The following is a 16,140-nucleotide window of genomic DNA, read 5'->3' on the forward strand; positions in this document are numbered from 1 at the left end:
CGGTGATGGCGGCAATTGGAACGCAGCATCGGGCGGAAGCGTCGGCGGCCTCGGGCCTGCCGGCCTTGGCGTGATTGCCACCGGCGGCAACAGTGCCGGCAACGGTGGCGATGGTTACTTCTCCGGAGCACTGGTGCATGCTCCTGTCGCGGTCTATAACCCGATCAATATTGCGGTGGCGGGTCCGCATGCGACGGCCGACGCTCATCAGACGAACAACGTGGTGTTCGATCAATCCGCGACCCAGATCGCGGGAGTTGGCGGCGATGGCGGCAACGGAAATGCCGCATCGGGTGGAAATGTCAGTGCGATCGGGTCCACCGGCTCTGACGCGCCCGGTACCGGCGACAACAGCGCCGGCAATGGTGGCGACGGATACGCCTACGGGGGCATCGTTCACGCGACCTTTGCGCTCTACTATCCGATCAACATCGCGGTGGCCGGATACAATTCCACCGCCAACGCCGAACAGACAAACAATGTGGTGTTCGATCAATCCGCTTTTCAGATGGCCGGCGTGGGGGGTGACGGCGGGAACGGTAATCACGCGGTTGGCGGAACTGCAGACATTTTCTCTTCCATCTTCGAGTTAATTGGCTCTGACGTAATTGCGACCGGCAACAACAGCGCCGGCAACGGCGGCAACGGCCACTTCTCGGGAAGCATGGTCGACATCGACGTGGCGATCTACGCCCCGATCAACATTGCGGTCGCCGGCTACAATTCAACAGCCGATGCTCATCAGAGCAACAATGTCGTGTTCGATCAGAGCGCGATCCAGATTTCCGGAATCGGTGGTGACGGCGGCCACGGCAACACTGCGCTGGGCGGCGATTTCGCCATGCACCTGTTGTCGGACCTTCACTTGCTGGATCATGCCTAGCTAGAGCCTTTTCCGTTCCGATAGAATCGAAACGGAGCTCTCGATTTTTCATTTGACGCAGTTTCTTGACGCGGACCGGTCTCTACCCACAGATCAAGTCCCAGGGCACGCTTCGCTCGAAAACGCTCCAGCGGCATTGAAGCTCGCCGGATCTCGGCGGCGAGACCGTAGCATTTCGGGTGTACACCGTTGCACAGGGTGGCATCAGCTTTGGCGGCTAGACCGATCCGGTGTCCAAATCCAAGATCGTTGCTGTCCACATTGGGACGCACAGTGTGCAAACCACATCAGGGAGACTCACATGGCAAAGGCATCATTTCCTTCAGACACGATCATGTTCAAGGCATCGACCGGCGGCAACAGCGCAGGTAACGGTGGAGACGGTTACAACGAGGGCAATATCATCAGCAACCCGAGTATCAAGTTCGAGCCGACCAACAAGGCGGAAGGCGCCGACGTCCACGTCAAGAACGGCGATGACGTTTACCAGAAGGCATACTGGGACGCCGGGGGCGCGAATGCGAAGGCGGAGAAGTATTCCAAGGCTGAGGGCGGAAAGGCCGTCTCGAATGGCGACCAGGAATCTGAGAGCGGCCATAACAAATCCGACGTGGACGCCAACACGACGGCCTATCAGGAAAACTGGCTTGCTGCGGATCAGAGTCAGACGGTGATGGCCGGCGTCGGCGGCGACGGCGGAAACAACAATAAGGCGGAAGGCGGAGATGTTTACTTCAAGGCCAGCATCGAATCCGTGAACCTGAACGACGTGCTTAACGATTCCGAGCACTTCCATATCGACGATTCAGGCATGTTCAGCTGATCGATGCCTGTGAGGGGTGAGACCGGCGGCTGAACGCCGCCGGTCTCAATTCGTCCCAAAGTCGACGAATAATGGGGCGGAAGGTTCGGACTTCAGATCTCTGGCGGGACCGCAATGCTGATGCCACCGCTCCGGCTGCAAACGATGTCACCACCGCGGACGCCGTTGAAGACGGCCTTGCGGGCCTGCGTAGGGTCGCTTGGACTCGTTTTCGCGTATAGCTGCAGCTATAATCTCCTTCTTCTCGCGCCTTCCATCTATCTGCTTCAGATCTATGATCGCGTTCTGTCGAGCCGCAGCAGCGATACGCTCCTGATGCTGACGCTGATCGTTGCGTTTACCGTCGTAGTTGGCGGAGTGCTTGACGCACTGCGCCGCGCTGCATTGGGCCGGATGGGCGAGTGGCTTGAGGAAGAACTCCATCCGGTTACGCTCGTCGCATGCTTCAAATGCGCCCATGCCGATCGGGCGCGGGCATCGGAGGCATATCGCGATCTTGCGATCCTGCGTCAGTTCGCTCAGTCCGGAGCCTGCTCGACCTTGTTTGACGCGCTCTGGACGCCGCTCTTCCTCGGCGTTCTCTTCCTCGTGCATCCCTTGCTCGGAATGATAGGCGCGCTCAGCGTGCTTTTCCTGCTGGGTCTGGGGCTTGTCGAAGACTGGCTCACGGAAGCACCGCTGGCGCGGTCAGCCGGCGCGCTGACGAGGAGCCAGGGATGGTTCGGCATGGCCGTCGGAAACCTCCACGTGATCAGGGCGATGGGAATGCTCGACGGCGCCGCGCGCCTGATCCACCAGGCTGCGCAGGATGCCAGGAGCGAGCAAGAGGTGGTCCAACGCCGCCACGAAACTATCACGCTGATCTCCAAACCCGCGCGGGCGTTGGCGCAGGTACTGATCATGGGCACTGCCGCCTGGCTCGTCCTGGAACAAAGCAGAAGTCCCGCTATCATATTTGCCACGACCCTGTTGTTCGGACGCGCGCTCGCGCCCGTTGAAGGGGCGGTTGCAGGCTGGAAGGCATTCGCGATGGCCTTGGCCGCCTACCGCCGGCTCAACGACATCATGTCCGCTGTCACCACGGTTGCAAACGTCAGGGCTCTCCCGGAAAGCCCGAAGGGCGGCCTCATCGTCAACAATGTTGGCGTCGCCGTGCCGGGATCGGACCATTGGATGCTGAAGGATGTGTCATTCGGTCTCGCACCCGGTGAATGCCTGGGCATCATTGGTCCATCAGGCTCCGGCAAATCCACGCTCGGCAGGATCATCACTGGAATCTCCGCACCGACGGCAGGCTCGGTCCTGCTCGATGGCATCGACATTCTAGCCCTGCACGATTCGGGCGGTGGCGGGCGCCTCGGATATCTGCCGCAGGATATCGATCTCGTCGGAGAAACGGTAAGGGACATCATTGCACGGCTGGACGACGCCGATCTGCAGAAGGTCATTGAAGCAGCGAAGCTGGCCGGCCTTCACGAGACGATCATCCGGCTGCCGCAGGCGTACGATACCGTCGTCAATGCTGGAGCGGCCAATCTCCCACGCGGGTTTCGCCAGCGCCTCGGCCTTGCACGGGCGTTTTTTGGCGACCCGCACCTCGTGGTCCTCGACGAGCCGAACTCCAGCCTGGACGCTCTCGGCGAGCGGATGCTCTTCGATGCCATTGAACGGATGAAGGCGGCCAATACAACTGTCATCATCATCACCCACCGGATAGGGATCCTCGGCGCAACTAACAAGCTTGCCATCATGCAGGGCGGCGCGGTCAGCGCATTCGGTGACAGCAGGGAAGTTTTCGAAAGGTGTGTGGCAAGACCCCAAGTTACTTCGCGCGAACCTGTCTCATGAAGATTTCATTCGCTCACGTTGACGTTCAGAAGGTTGCGCGGTGGCTGAGATCGGCGCCGCCGGCGTTTCGCGATCGGCTTCGCGGTGTCACCTGGATCCGCATCAGACGTCTTCAGCGTCTCTTTGCCCGACGGGGATGGGATCGCTTGAAAATTGCATTCGCTCACGTTGAGATCTGGGAGGTCCCACGGTGGTTGAGATCGGCGCCGCCGGCGCTCCGCGACCGACTTCGCGGCGTAACCTGGACCGGAAACTTGCTGGTTTGGGGTTTTGTCGTTGGTCTCGGCACCTGGTCAACCTATGCCCCCCTTGAGAGCGCCGCGATTGCGATCGGCACCGTCGAATCCGAGTCGAGCCGCAAGACGATTCAGCACCTCGAGGGTGGCATCATCAGGGAAATTCTGGTCGCGGACGGCGACGTTGTCCGCGCCGGACAAACGCTGATCTCGCTGGAGGACACCAAGGCGCGCGCCGAAGCGCAGGGCCTCCAAGGCCAGTTGTGGGAGGCGACGGCGCGAGAAGCACGGCTGCAGGCGGAACAGCATGGAGAGGAACAAGTGTTGTTTTCGGCCAGCTTGGAGATGGCGCAGTATGCTAGTTCGTCGGTCGCAGATGTCCTTGCGGGGCAGCAAGCCATCTTCGAAACGCGTCGGCAGGTCTTTCAATCGCAAGCGGCCGTAAATCGGGAGAAAAGGTCGCAGGTGGAGAAAGAGATCGAGGGCCTCAGGGCGCAGGAAAGCGCGGCCTCAAGGCGCATCGAAATCGTCCGCGAGGAGGCGGCGACCGTCGCGATGCTCGTTAACAAGGGACTTGAGCGGCGTCCGCGCCTTCTGAACCTCGAGCGGGAGATGGCTGACATCGAGGGGCGGCGGGGTGAGATTGTCGCGCAGATATCGCGCGCCGGGCAGGTTATCAACGAATCGCAGGCGACTCTTCTCAAGCTCGAGAACGACCGTCAGAACGAGATCGCGCAGTCGCTGCGCGAGGTGCAAAACCAGATTTTTCAAATACGCGAGCGACTGCAGGCGGCGGACGACCAACTGTCACGAACGGCGGTCAAGGCGCCCCAGGACGGCGTGGTAACCGACCTGAAGGTCCATACGCCAGGTGGCGTCATTGGCGCCGGCGCACCTCTCATGGACCTGGTTCCCCGGCAAGATCGGCTCATCGTGATTGCGCGCGTCAGGCCCGAGGACATCGATGTGGTCCGTCCCGGATTGAGCGCCGACGTGAATCTGTTGCCCTACAATCAGCGCCGCGTACCACGGCTCCATGGGACTGTGACGCACGTTTCTGCCGACCGTCTGGTCGACAAGCGCACGGATCAACCGTACTACGCAACGAAGATTCGGGTGCAGGATCCGACGAGCGCCGGGATCGATGGTGTCCAGATTATTCCGGGAATGCCGGCCCAGGTGTTCATCAAGACGGGACGCGGCACCGTGGCGCTCTACGCTCTCAGGCCTCTGCTCGACAGCTTCCACGGCGCGTTCCGCGAAGATTAAGCTGCGACCGGAACGGCGAGCGCAGGCAGCCCTCAGGATGACCGCACGCGTGAGGGCTGCGCATGGCCGTTGGCTCGCCGGCTCCAGCGAACGACCGCCTCGGTGCGGTTATGCGCGGAGCATTTTCGCATGATGCGTTGAATATGCATTTTTACGGTGTTTTCCGAAAGGTTGAGCCTGACGGCAATCAACTTGTTGGGAAGACCGAGCTGCAGCGCCTCGAGCACATGTTGTTCGCGTGGCGTAAGGTCGACCATCGCCTTCTCCGGCACAATCCTGGTGGCGCCGTTACCCTCGTTAGCTCCGAATAGCTCGGGCGCGTCGGGACATTCCGATATCGCCTTGAGGCTCGACGCTCCATTTTGCCCAACGATCGGTAACGGTCGGTAGACCCCACCGGCAAGGACAAGCCGTAATCCGGCAACAGCGACTTCGACCGGGATCGATGTCGGAAAAAAGCCGCGCACTCCCCGTTGCATCGCAGCTGAAGCCGTCGCATCGTCGTTGCGATTTGACAACACGGCAACAGACGCTTTCGGGCAGGATTCTGCGAGGAGGGCAAGGCTTTCCTCGATCGAAGGGTCGGTGATCTGCTTGTCCCCGATATTCAGCGCAATCAAGCGGATATCTCTGCCGGATAATGAGTTCAGGCCACTCGTCGTTGCCATCTCGACGATCTCGAATCCAGTGAGTTCTCTCTTGAGGATATTGAGGATGCACGTACGCGCCAGGACATGTTGCTCGATGATCACGAGCACCGGCGGTGACCCCTGGGTTAGTTCGGCGAGATTAATGAGATCGTCCATGATATCCTCGAGTTCAGAGAAACGCTGAGTACTCCACCAGTTTTGATTTCCATTTTCCATGGAGCAAGTCTGCCCCACACACTCTGCAGCGAATTGCTGCTGATCGCGACGTGCTTCCGACTTTCAAGTTCGTCAGGAACGTCGTCAGGGACCTTCTGGTCCGTTGCAACAGATCTTGGCAGCGGTTCCGTTGTTCCGGGCTAGCTGCTGCAAATATTGCGATACGCGCTCGCCGCCGCCGAATTCGCGGGACCATCGACGACGTATGCTTCATCTTCCGTCACGAGATATAGAAACGGCCTATCTCCAGTATCTTCGCCCGACGCTTTCTTTCCTTTGACACGGCCGCAAATGGTGTCGACGGATTTTCCGAGCGTATTTTTGCGGATGGCCCGTTTCATCTCACCGAACTCGGCAGATGTCGGGTCCTCCAACTTCGCGGCAATCGTGGTCTTCGCCTTGCTAATGACCGGATCGGACGTCTCAGCGGGTCGACCAGATGCCGGAGCCTCGACTTTCGCTTCGATCATGGAGGACTTCGCCTTTTTCTCAGCGGGTTGGGGCCTGTCGCGGACGTCGGCAATCGACGGCTTTTCCGTCTTCGTCGCGATCGTGGACTTGACTTTTGTTGTCGCGGAATTGGTCCTGGATGACGCTGGCGCCGGTTCAATCGACCGACTGACCGCCATCCCGTTGAGACAGCCGGACCCGCTCGCGTCCATGCACGCGTCCATGCTCGCTTGCGGCGGTAAAAGGCAGCTACAGCCAACCAGGGTCGCAGCCAGAACACCAATGAGAAGCGTTCTCATGCTAATCCCTCATGAGGGGCCTGAGTTCTGCTCGCACTTCTTGCGACGATCTAATGTTGCGCTGGTTGTCTATCATTTGCGCAAAAGTATTAACTGCTCCTTAAACGCCGGTCCTTCGCCGCAGCAAGCTCTTGCATCGGTATGCCGGCGCATCACAGTTCACGGTAGGTGAGCACTTTTCGTGGCGGATCGGGCCACGCTGCTCAGCAGGTCGATATCTAACGCCACCGTCAGCGATATCATCACGGCCTTGCTGGACATCATTGCGACTGCCACCCCGCGAATGGCGCACGATAGCGTTCGCTCGCGATCACTGAGACATCTGGGAGCGCGTCGCTGGCAAGAACTCTGTGATCGCAGGGGGTGATCGAGTTCGGCTGTTGCTCGCCAGCCGCCATATGTCGCTGTCGGTGAACTGCGGCCCGCCTACCTTTCGCAATTCGCTGCGGCTGCGCTCTATGCTGGCGCGTGGGAACGCGCACCATCGCTCCGACCGAAAACGCAACTGCATTTTGCTGCTAACCGGAAGTCAGCAATCTTCTTGCGTTCATGGTGAGGGGCGGCCGGAATCGGCCTGCTCACTCCATCTGTCGTGACGATGCTTCCAGGATTTTGGCTCGTTCTCTCTAGGCGCCGGACGCAGACGGATCAAAAATTGAGCTGGATCAGTCCGAATGCACCACGCGCGACCTTTCCCGTCCCGCCGACGCTCACCGGGTAGTCCCAGTTGGCTGAATATTCGACGGCCGTCTTCAGCCCGTCCATCACCCACTCGCCTCCGGTAAGGAAAAGCCGGTGTTGCGGGACGAATCCGATCCGGGTTGGTATGCCGTTTCTGGAGGAGGGTGCTTGCGCCGTATCTCAGGTCCAGGCTTGCTTAAGGGAACTTGGTCGCGCTCCAGCGCGGTCACGTTATAAAGGCCGGATTCACCGTAGATTAGGTCCGCCGCGTGGCGAGCCTTCTTGAGTGCACCGATTGAGCGGGGTGTCAGGTTTGTATTTATGAGAGACGTAACTCGGCTGGATCGGAACTTTCAGTGAATGTCGGTATCGGTGGTTGCGCCTCCGGGATTTGAAGTGCATCAGGAGAAGCTCATGATGTCTAGCGGATGAAAGTTCTGCCGAGGTACGTCTTAGCCAGACGCCTCGTAGCGAGTCTTGGGTCCGAACCGGTAACGGCAGGACCAAGCGTAGACAGCAAGCGTGCAGGGTGTGTATTGGGCCACGTAATGGGATCGTCGCGGTCGCCGAGGCTGCTTCAAAAGTCGAAGGCAACACCGGGATCTGCGCTAAAGGCGAGCAGGTTCTGGGCCGCCGGGGTCGGAGGCCACATCACGCGCGCACAGAACAAGTGGATTTCAGGATTTGCGGGGGCTTCATTGCGTTGATCGTCCCCGATGACTTCCATTCTCGCGAGCCTTTGCCATGGCGCCGCGCACCGCCTCGGCAATGCGCTCGCCTGTCGTGTCGGCGTCAAAACCGCGCACAAAATTGCCTTCAGGGTCCATCAGGTAGAGATAGGTGCTGTGGTCCATGACGTAGTCATCGGCGCCTGGCCCGTTCTGACGGGCTGTGTAGTAGACCCCATAATCGTGGGCAACGGCAGCGATCTGTTGCGGCGTGCCGGTGAGTCCGACGATTCTCGAATCAAATGACTGAGTGTAGTTCCCCATTACGGCCGCCGTATCGCGCAGCGGATCGACCGTAATGAACAGCGGTTGTAGCTTGTCGGCGTGGGGGCCGAGCCTTGTGAGCGCGGCGGCAATCTCAAGGAGCGCCGTGGGGCAGGCATCGGGACAAGAGGTATAGCCGAAAAACACCAGCAGCCATTTGCCACGGTAGGTCTGCTCGGTGACTGACGTGCCGTCAGGTGAGGTGAGTGTGAACGGACCGCCGATCGTCACCGGCGAGTTGGCTGCGCGCACGAGCGGTTGGCTCAATACCAACGCGGCCGCGACAGCAATGCCGAAAGGGATTGCCCGTCCGAGTTCCGAAAATATGGGACGGCGACGCATCAAATGCCTCCCCGCGGCGGCGGTGCTTAGCCGCCACAAACTTCCCTCTTGTTTCAGCGGGTATTTCTTAGACGATTTTTGCCCTTGAGCTTCATAAGCTTTGCTTAAGGTCTCGCAAAGCAGTTCTGATTTTCCTAGTCCCTACAAATGGCGGTTAGCTCTCGACGAATTTTCCTGCGTACATCAAGGATCAAGAGAGAGAGCTGTGATGACGGGCTTAGCCATGAAGTGGCTGATCGGGGTGTCGTCGGTGCTCGCGGCGGTGGCAACGCCGCTCCCGGCGCCAGCCTACGAAGCGAGCGCGGTCGCGGGCGGCGGATCGATCACCGGCAAGGTCGTGTTCAACGGACCCCCCGGCACCCGCAAGGTCATTCCGACCAAGGACATCGAGGTGTGCGGCGGTCCCTACGAGGAGACGCTCATTCAAGTCGGGCCGGACAAGAGCGTGCAGAACGCCGTCGTGTATCTGGCCGATATCACGAAAGGAAAGGCCTGGCCGGCGGAAGCAAAGAAGCCGGAGATCAACAACAACAAGTGCAAATTCGAACCCAACATTCAGGTGATACGCGTGGGGGGACTGGACGTCGTCAATAGCGATCCGATGCTCCACAACACGCACGGCTATTACGGCAAGCGCACCGTGTTCAACCTCGCTCTTCCCAACCAGGGTCAGCGAATTCCCGTCGAGTTGCCGCGGCCGGGCGAGGTGCGCATCGATTGTGACGCACATGGCTGGATGGAAGCGTTTATCTATGTCGCCGACAATCCCTACTTTGCCGTCACCGGCGCCGACGGCAAATTCACCATCCCCGACGTTCCGGCCGGAAACTACAAGCTGGTCGCGTACCACCCCTTCACCGGTCCGAACGAGCAGGCGGTGACCGTTGCGGCGGGGAAGCCGAGCGATCTGAATATCGAACTGAAGAAGGGCGCCTCTTCAGTGCAAGGCGGCTCCGGGAAGTAACGACGTCTTCGGCTCGACACGCGACAATCGTGCCAAAGAAAAGAATGTAGCGAGGTCGCGAAGAGCCGGACTCGCATCGCGTTAGAGGAGTGACGTCTTGTTACGACCTATCGCAAGGGAGGAAACTCATGTCCGAGCTTGAGCGCGATCGGCGTGAAGTAGCCGCGGTGCTCCAACAGCCCGGGGTGCGTCCTGACCCCTCGCTGCGGATTACCCGACGTACCTTCGTGCACAGATCATGTGTGGTCGGGGCGGCGACCGTAGCCGAGACCTTCGCCTGGTGGCCGCTGCTCAACACCCTCGACATCGCTTATGCGGCCGAGGCGCCATTCAAGTTTGCCTGGATTTCCGACACCCATCTCTATCCGAAGTCCCTCAATACGCGCTTCGTCGAGAAGACGGTGCGTGCCGCCAAGGAGGTGCAGGCCATGAGTCCGCCGGCCGACTTCCTGATTTTCGGCGGCGACCTGGCCCAGCTTGGCAAGGTCGAAGAACTTGAGCTCGGTGTGGAGATCTTGAAAGAGGTCAACATCCGCAAGGTCTACATTCCGGGCGAGCACGATTGGTACCTCGACATGGGTAAGAAGTGGGGCGAACTGTTCGGTCAGCCCAACTGGACATTCGACCATAAGGGCGTGCGCTTTGTCGGGCTCGACACCGTCAGTCGCGGTCCGGACTATTGGACGGCGAAGAAGATGAGTCCCGAGGAGCGGATGGGTCACATGGCCACGCTCGACGGCACCGTCGCTGGGCCGTGGGCGGGCGTCGGCCGCGATCAGCTCGACTGGCTGCAGAAAACGCTTGCCAATTGGGATCGGAACCGGCCGGTCGTCATCTTCAGCCACAATCCGCTGTACGAGTACTATCCGCCATGGAACTTCTGGGTGCGCGACTGGCGCGAGGTAAACGAGGTGCTCAAGCCCTACACCAAAGTCACCAACATTCACGGTCACACGCATCAGGTGCTCTACAACGAGATCGGCACCATGCGCTCGATCGGCATGCTGGCAACCTCATGGCCTTGGCCTTACGCGCCGGAGGGGGTGCCGAAGCTTACAAAGCCGATGATCCGGGTTGACCCCGGTGATCACTTTGACGGGGTAGGTTGGGCCAAGATCGACGTCAGCGCCCAGGACAAAGTCGAAGCCGAATACATCATGTGGCGCAAGCAAGTGTACGCGCAGTCTCCAGATGACTATGCGAAGAGCATTCCCGAGGTTTTGCGACCCCGGATCGCTGACGGTATCTGGCCATATTAGGAGGAATGGGCATGACCGCGTCGATAACATGCCGTTTCATTCTGTTCCGCGCTGCCCCGGCAGTAGCGCTTGCCGTCCTGGTCGGCCCTGCGGGTGCGCACAAGGATCCGGTGACGCCGCAGCTGCTGAACTCCTACCAGCAAGTGTTCATGGAGCAGGTCCGCAAGGGCGACCTGCTGTTCCACGGTGATGCAGCAACCGAGGAGGCGATGGGTGTCGTGTTGTCCAAGACGGGAATGGCCTGCGCTATGTGCCATCCCATGACGGCCGATACCCACCCCGCCACGTTCCCGAAGTACCAAGCGCAGATGGCCAAGTTCGCGACGCTGCGCGACATGATCAATTGGTGCATCGAGAAGCCCAACCAGGGCGAAAAGATCGCCGATGACTCGGACGCGATGAAGGCGCTGGAAGCGTACATCTATTGGTCGCAGAGCGGCTCGGTGTTGAACCCGGGCAAGTTCTGATTTCGATGCTGCGAAGCGGAGGCTTCTAGCGCGGGTCATTGCTGTCGAAGCTGCGTCTATCCGGGAACAGGAGAGAACGCATTAGCGGACAAGAAGGGGGAATGCTCCATGGCGGAGGTGTTTCCTGCAGAAAGACTGCGCGGCAGGTTCAGCGGCATCAACTTGGATGATCTGGTCGATTGGCGCGTGGTCCGAATCTGGCTTTATTGGGGCATGTTCTGGCTCCTCGTCATGCCATCGGTCGGCGTGGCGATCTCGGGTCTCTTCAACTATCCGGATTATCTTGGGACCAGTAATCTAGGGCTGACTTTTGGCCGGCTGCGGCCGGTGCATGTCAATGGCGTCATCTTCGGCGCCTTTTCCGCCCTCTTCATTGGCGAATGTCACTATCTAGTCCCCGCGCCTCTGCGGCGTGCGGGTACCATGGGCACAATGGGGCGAACCGCTGGCATGGCTGTACAACATCAGCCTGGCGGCGGGGCTGATCTCGCTGCCTTTTGCGCAGAACCATGGCCTGGAGGCAGGCGAGCTCCCGCTCTTCGCCGAGATTCCCATCTTCATCGTCATCGCGGCGACGACGGCACAGTTCCTTCTCACCATCGCACAACGCCTCGAGGCGCCGCTCTATGTGGCGCTCTGGTATCTCATAGGGGCCTTCGTGTGGACGACGATGAATCTCTTGCTGGGTAGCTTCATCCTTCCCTACACGATTCCAGGCATTAATAGCGCCGCATTCCATGGCCTCTACATCCACTACATCGTCGGACTGTGGCTCACGCCCGCAGGCTACGTGCTCATCTACTATTTCCTACCGGTCGCTGTGCGCAATCCGCTTTACGCACACCAGCTATCGTTGGTGGGTTTCTGGTCGCTCGCGCTGTTCTATCCCTTCGTTGGCATCCACCATTATCTGTATAGCCCGATCGCCGACTGGACCGAGACTCTCGCGATCATCACCTCCATGTTGCTGATAATTCCCGTGTGGACCGTGCTGGTGAACTTCTTCGGTACAGTGAAGGGGCGCTGGGATGGATTCGGGAAGAATCTCCCCGCGAAGTTCCTGATCATGGGCTCGCTGATGTATCTGGTGGGTTGCTTCCAGGGCTCGACCGAGGCGTTGCGCTCGATCCAGCAGCCCACCCATTTCACCGACTTCGTCATCTCACACTCGCACCTCACCGTTTTCGGCACGTTCGTGGTCTGGGCGATGGGCGGTCTGATTTACGTGTGGCCGCGCGCGGTCAAACGCGAGCTTTGGTCATGGACCCTTGGCAACTGGTCGTTCTGGCTGATCACCGTCGGAATTACGACCATGGGTCTGGTGCTGACTGCCGGAGGTCTGCAGCAAGGCTTCGAATGGATGAATGGCACCGAGTGGCTCGACACGGTGGTCCGGATGAAAGCCTATTGGCTCGTGCGTACGCTCAGCGGCATCACGATGGACATCGGGATGTCCTTGCTCGTCTTCAATCTTATGATGACCGCGCTTAGTCGCCCGGCCGAGGAAAGAGAGCCCGTTCCAGTCCCAGGTGCTGCGCCAATTCCCGCTGGAGGGCCAGCCGAATGAGTGCGCGCTTTGTCGCTCTGGTGGCCGGGGTCTTCTTCTTCTTCCTCGCCGTCGTCACCCAGGGCATCCTACCCTTTATTGAACCGACGGCGCGGACGACCGACGTGACCGCCGTGGTCCGGACCGATTTTGGTCAGCTCAAATGGATGGTGACCGAGGCCACCGATTATACGCCGCTGCAGCAGCTCGGCCGCCAGGTATATCTGCGCGAGGGGTGTTGGTACTGCCATTCGCAATACGTGCGTCCGGTGACCGGCGAGACGCGCCGTTGGGGTCCGGTCTCCGAGGCCGGCGAATACGCCTTCGATGTGCCGCACCTGTGGGGCACCCGGCGTATCGGGCCGGATCTGACGCGGGTCGGGCTCAAGTTCAGCGACGAATGGCATCTCGCGCATTTCTGGAATCCCCGAATGCTCTCGCCGGATTCGAATATGGCGCCTTTTCGGGGACTGTTCGAGACGTCCGCGGAACGAGTCAAGATTGTCGATGACGGAGCTGGTAATCGTAGCCTGGAACGAACGCCAGCTACTGAGAAGCTCTTCGCATTCGAAAGCAAGGAGCAGGTTAAGCTCACGCCGAACGCCGATGGACTTCTGTTTGTGCCCATGGCGGCGCGCGGCAAAGCTCCGATCGTTTGGACACCGAACAAGGAATATACAGGCGACACCGTCAACGTCGCCGCCGAGACAGAAGCGCTGCAGGGGCTCATCGCTTATCTCCAAAAACTTGGCATGAATCGCGGCAAGTGGCGGGACCTGTTTGAGCCGCAAAAGCTCGAAGTTACGGATGCCACGGTGCCACGATCGAGCGAATGGATCGCCTACGGCAAAGAGGTCTATCAGCGGCGATGCCTCGGCTGCCACGGGGACAGCGGCGACGGCAATGGACCGGCTGCAACCTTCATGTACAAGCAGCGCCCGAGGAGCTTCGCGGCGGCCGTTTTCAAGTTCAGGCTGACCAAGGAGCCGTTGCCAACCGATGGCGACCTTCTGCGCACCATTACACGCGGCGTTCGGGGCACGGCGATGCCGGCCTGGCACGAGCTGCAGATAATCGACCGCCTCGCCGTCATTCAGTACATCAAGTACGAGCTGGCGGTCGACCGTTCCGATCCGGCAAAGCCCTATGCCTATTTCAAGGAAGAACCGCCAGGTCCGCCCCTGTACATCGGGCGGCCGCCTGTTCCGTCTGAGCAGATGCTCACTCGCGCCAAGGATGTGTGGGAGGGTGCGAAGTGTTGGGAATGCCATGGTCGAACCGGGAAGGGTGATGGCGAAAAGGCTCCCGGGCTGAAGGACGATCTGGGCTTTCCAAGCCCGCCAGCGGACCTTACCGCCGGCCAATTCAAGTCAGGTCCTACCGTCGAGGACATCTTCCGCACTATGACGACCGGGTTGAGCGGCACGCCCATGCCATCCTACCGGGATCCGCTGTCGACAGAGGACCGCTGGGCGCTCTCCTACTACGTGCTTGCGCTGTCGGCCTACAAGGATCCGCTGTCGGGTGAACCGCTGCCGATCGCCCCCAGTGATCGCAGGGCGCTCAACGATCCCGCACTCGAGGCCGGTACGCCCGACAAAGCCTACGTTCCAAGCGGCCGTGCCGCGAGCCGCGCCAGCGTCCTTGCCGGTCGCAGCAGGAATGGTGCGGCCGAACAACGGGCCGCCAAGGAGTAATGAGCGATGACCATCTATTTCGAGATCGTCGGCCCCTACATTGCAGCATTGATGATGAGTCTCGGTGCACTCTGCGTCTTCATTTGGGGCGTGCTCTCAGGCGCCTTCAGCGGCGCCAACGATGCATCCATACGTTTCCTGCAGAGGGAGATCGGCGATGACGGATCCGACGCGAACGCCAAACACGACGGCGAATAACAGCTCACCCGCCGATACGGAGGAGATGGAGGAGTATGCCGGCGGCACTATTCAGTCCCGCCACGGCTACATTCCCATGTGGCTGCTGGTTGTCTATGCCGTCCTCTTCATCTGGGCGCTGTATTATCTCGTCGTCTATTGGGGTGGGCTGGGACCGGGACGTGTCTAGCGATCCCGACCCACGTGCAAGCTGGTGACTGACTGATTCCGATTCGAAATAAAGGAGCAGGAATTGCCGGTTCTGAAGGAGCAGAAGGTGCTGGTAGCCAGGATCATTCTCGCCCTCGTGGCCTTGAATCTGCTGTTCCTGTTCATCGAGTTAGCCATAAACGTAGTCCGTGTCTATTTCGGCTGACCAGGAGGGCGCGCATGATCGAGAATCCGGTTTTTTCGCTCGCCGATGCGAGTGCGATCCAGATCATCGCGTTAGTCGGCTTCGCGATAGCCACCGTCGCCTTCTTCGTTTGGGTCGCCTATCTCGTGCGTGGGTAGCGGCGGCGAAGTGGTGCCGTCGCTGCACAAGCGTTGGATGGGCAGGGCAATGTGCCGATGGCCGCCTATCTCGTGATCTTTGTCGCAGGGTTCGCAGGGAGCTTTCACTGCATCGGTATGTGCGGCGGGTTCGCTTGTGCGCTGGGCCGCGATCCGCAGGGACGCGGCGCGACAGTTCTGCGCCATCTGCTGTACAATACCGGTCGATTGACGACCTACTGCTTTCTCGGCGGACTAGCGGGCGCCTTCGGCCGGGTCATATGCACGACGCAGGGAACGACAGTCCCGCTGCTGAGCGGTCCGCTTGACACCGGTCAGCGGATTCTCGCGATCCTCGCCGGACTGCTGATGATCGCCATGGCGCTGCAGTTCTTTGGCCTGCTGCCGCGCCTGCATCGCATCACGACAGGCTCCGGCACCAGCACCCTCGCGGCATCCCTGCGCAGCCTGTTGACGGCGCCGGGACATGCCGCCCCGCTCGCGTTTGGCGTATTCAATGGCTTCCTGCCTTGTCCGCTGGTCTACGCCTTTGCCGCGCAGGCGGCGAGCACGGCCGGAGCGTTGCCGGGCTGTCTCACCATGGCAGCGTTCGGGTTTGGGACCTTCCCCGCAATGCTTCTGATGGGTGGCGTCGGCCGAGCGCTGGCGCCGGCGTGGCGGCAACGGGGCGTATGGCTAGCGGGCAGCTGCATCCTGCTGCTCGGTCTCGTTACCGTCGGCCGCGGCATCCTGCCCTTCGCCGTGCACTTCGCGCATGGCTGGACAGAACCAGCATGACGGCCCAGGATCATGCACTGTGCAGCCACTGCCTGTTACCCATCGGGCGGC

Annotated in this window: 17 protein-coding genes; 14 read left to right on the top strand and 3 right to left on the bottom strand. The window is 60.2% G+C overall.

All coding sequences use genetic code 11. The annotated features are described in order from the left end of the window. Positions 1-70 precede the first annotated feature (70 nt). The 4 genes from V1294_RS12755 to V1294_RS12770 all read left to right on the top strand — a co-directional run bounded on the left by V1294_RS12755 (position 71) and on the right by V1294_RS12770 (position 5,059). Positions 71-883, top strand: a complete 813-nt coding sequence (locus V1294_RS12755; RefSeq protein WP_334497479.1) for a hypothetical protein — start codon at positions 71-73, stop codon at positions 881-883. A 301-nt stretch (positions 884-1,184) separates the two neighbouring features. After that, a complete protein-coding gene (locus V1294_RS12760) occupies positions 1,185-1,706 on the top strand; it encodes a hypothetical protein (RefSeq protein WP_334483521.1) in 522 nt (173 codons plus the stop codon). A 114-nt stretch (positions 1,707-1,820) separates the two neighbouring features. After that, the gene (locus V1294_RS12765) at positions 1,821-3,554 is read left to right on the top strand and encodes a type I secretion system permease/ATPase (RefSeq protein ID WP_334497481.1); all 1,734 of its coding nucleotides are present in this window, start codon (positions 1,821-1,823) and stop codon (positions 3,552-3,554) included. A gap of 173 nt (positions 3,555-3,727) precedes the next feature. Next, positions 3,728-5,059, top strand: a complete 1,332-nt coding sequence (locus V1294_RS12770; protein WP_442895440.1) for an HlyD family type I secretion periplasmic adaptor subunit — start codon at positions 3,728-3,730, stop codon at positions 5,057-5,059. Between the two features lie 32 nt (positions 5,060-5,091). Here V1294_RS12770 and V1294_RS12775 read toward each other — a convergent pair whose 3' ends face one another. The 3 genes from V1294_RS12775 to V1294_RS12785 all read right to left on the bottom strand — a co-directional run bounded on the left by V1294_RS12775 (position 5,092) and on the right by V1294_RS12785 (position 8,689). After that, entirely contained in the window at positions 5,092-5,865 is a 774-nt protein-coding gene (locus V1294_RS12775) for a response regulator transcription factor (RefSeq protein WP_334497485.1), read from the bottom strand. A 200-nt stretch (positions 5,866-6,065) separates the two neighbouring features. Beyond that, positions 6,066-6,674 (bottom strand): hypothetical protein, encoded by a 609-nt coding sequence (locus V1294_RS12780; RefSeq protein ID WP_334497487.1) that lies wholly within the window; start codon positions 6,672-6,674, stop codon positions 6,066-6,068. A gap of 1,376 nt (positions 6,675-8,050) precedes the next feature. After that, positions 8,051-8,689 carry an SCO family protein gene (locus V1294_RS12785; RefSeq protein WP_334497489.1) on the bottom strand — a complete coding sequence of 213 codons (639 nt, stop codon included), beginning with the start codon at positions 8,687-8,689 and terminating at the stop codon, positions 8,051-8,053. Positions 8,690-8,897: 208 nt separating this feature from the next. Between V1294_RS12785 and V1294_RS12790 the strand changes: the two genes are divergently transcribed. From V1294_RS12790 to V1294_RS12835, 10 genes are all read left to right on the top strand, one after another. Then, entirely contained in the window at positions 8,898-9,653 is a 756-nt protein-coding gene (locus tag V1294_RS12790; protein WP_442895337.1) for a carboxypeptidase regulatory-like domain-containing protein, read from the top strand. 128 nt (positions 9,654-9,781) lie between these two features. Next, positions 9,782-10,912, top strand: a complete 1,131-nt coding sequence (locus tag V1294_RS12795) for a metallophosphoesterase family protein (protein ID WP_334497491.1) — start codon at positions 9,782-9,784, stop codon at positions 10,910-10,912. 11 nt (positions 10,913-10,923) lie between these two features. Then, the gene (locus V1294_RS12800) at positions 10,924-11,379 is read left to right on the top strand and encodes a c-type cytochrome (RefSeq protein WP_334483503.1); all 456 of its coding nucleotides are present in this window, start codon (positions 10,924-10,926) and stop codon (positions 11,377-11,379) included. 412 nt (positions 11,380-11,791) lie between these two features. Beyond that, entirely contained in the window at positions 11,792-12,946 is a 1,155-nt protein-coding gene (locus tag V1294_RS12805; RefSeq protein ID WP_334497492.1) for a cbb3-type cytochrome c oxidase subunit I, read from the top strand. Then, positions 12,943-14,622 (top strand): cbb3-type cytochrome c oxidase subunit II, encoded by a 1,680-nt coding sequence (locus V1294_RS12810; protein WP_334497494.1) that lies wholly within the window; start codon positions 12,943-12,945, stop codon positions 14,620-14,622. The genes V1294_RS12805 and V1294_RS12810 overlap by 4 nt, the downstream gene beginning before the upstream one ends. 6 nt (positions 14,623-14,628) lie before the next feature. After that, entirely contained in the window at positions 14,629-14,820 is a 192-nt protein-coding gene (locus tag V1294_RS12815) for a hypothetical protein (RefSeq protein WP_334376151.1), read from the top strand. After that, positions 14,780-14,989, top strand: coding sequence for a hypothetical protein (locus tag V1294_RS12820; RefSeq protein WP_334419120.1), 210 nt, complete (start codon positions 14,780-14,782; stop codon positions 14,987-14,989). Before V1294_RS12815 ends, V1294_RS12820 begins: the two co-directional genes overlap by 41 nt. A 63-nt stretch (positions 14,990-15,052) precedes the next feature. After that, complete coding sequence (locus V1294_RS12825; protein WP_334376150.1) at positions 15,053-15,175, top strand: hypothetical protein; 123 nt, start codon at positions 15,053-15,055, stop codon at positions 15,173-15,175. Between the two features lie 14 nt (positions 15,176-15,189). After that, a complete protein-coding gene (locus V1294_RS12830) occupies positions 15,190-15,312 on the top strand; it encodes a hypothetical protein (RefSeq protein WP_334359520.1) in 123 nt (40 codons plus the stop codon). Between the two features lie 57 nt (positions 15,313-15,369). Continuing rightward, positions 15,370-16,089 carry a sulfite exporter TauE/SafE family protein gene (locus V1294_RS12835; RefSeq protein WP_334497496.1) on the top strand — a complete coding sequence of 240 codons (720 nt, stop codon included), beginning with the start codon at positions 15,370-15,372 and terminating at the stop codon, positions 16,087-16,089. Positions 16,090-16,140: the final 51 nt, after the last annotated feature.

The organism is Bradyrhizobium sp. AZCC 1678 (genome assembly GCF_036924765.1).
In the GTDB taxonomy this organism is placed as follows: domain Bacteria; phylum Pseudomonadota; class Alphaproteobacteria; order Rhizobiales; family Xanthobacteraceae; genus Bradyrhizobium; species Bradyrhizobium algeriense.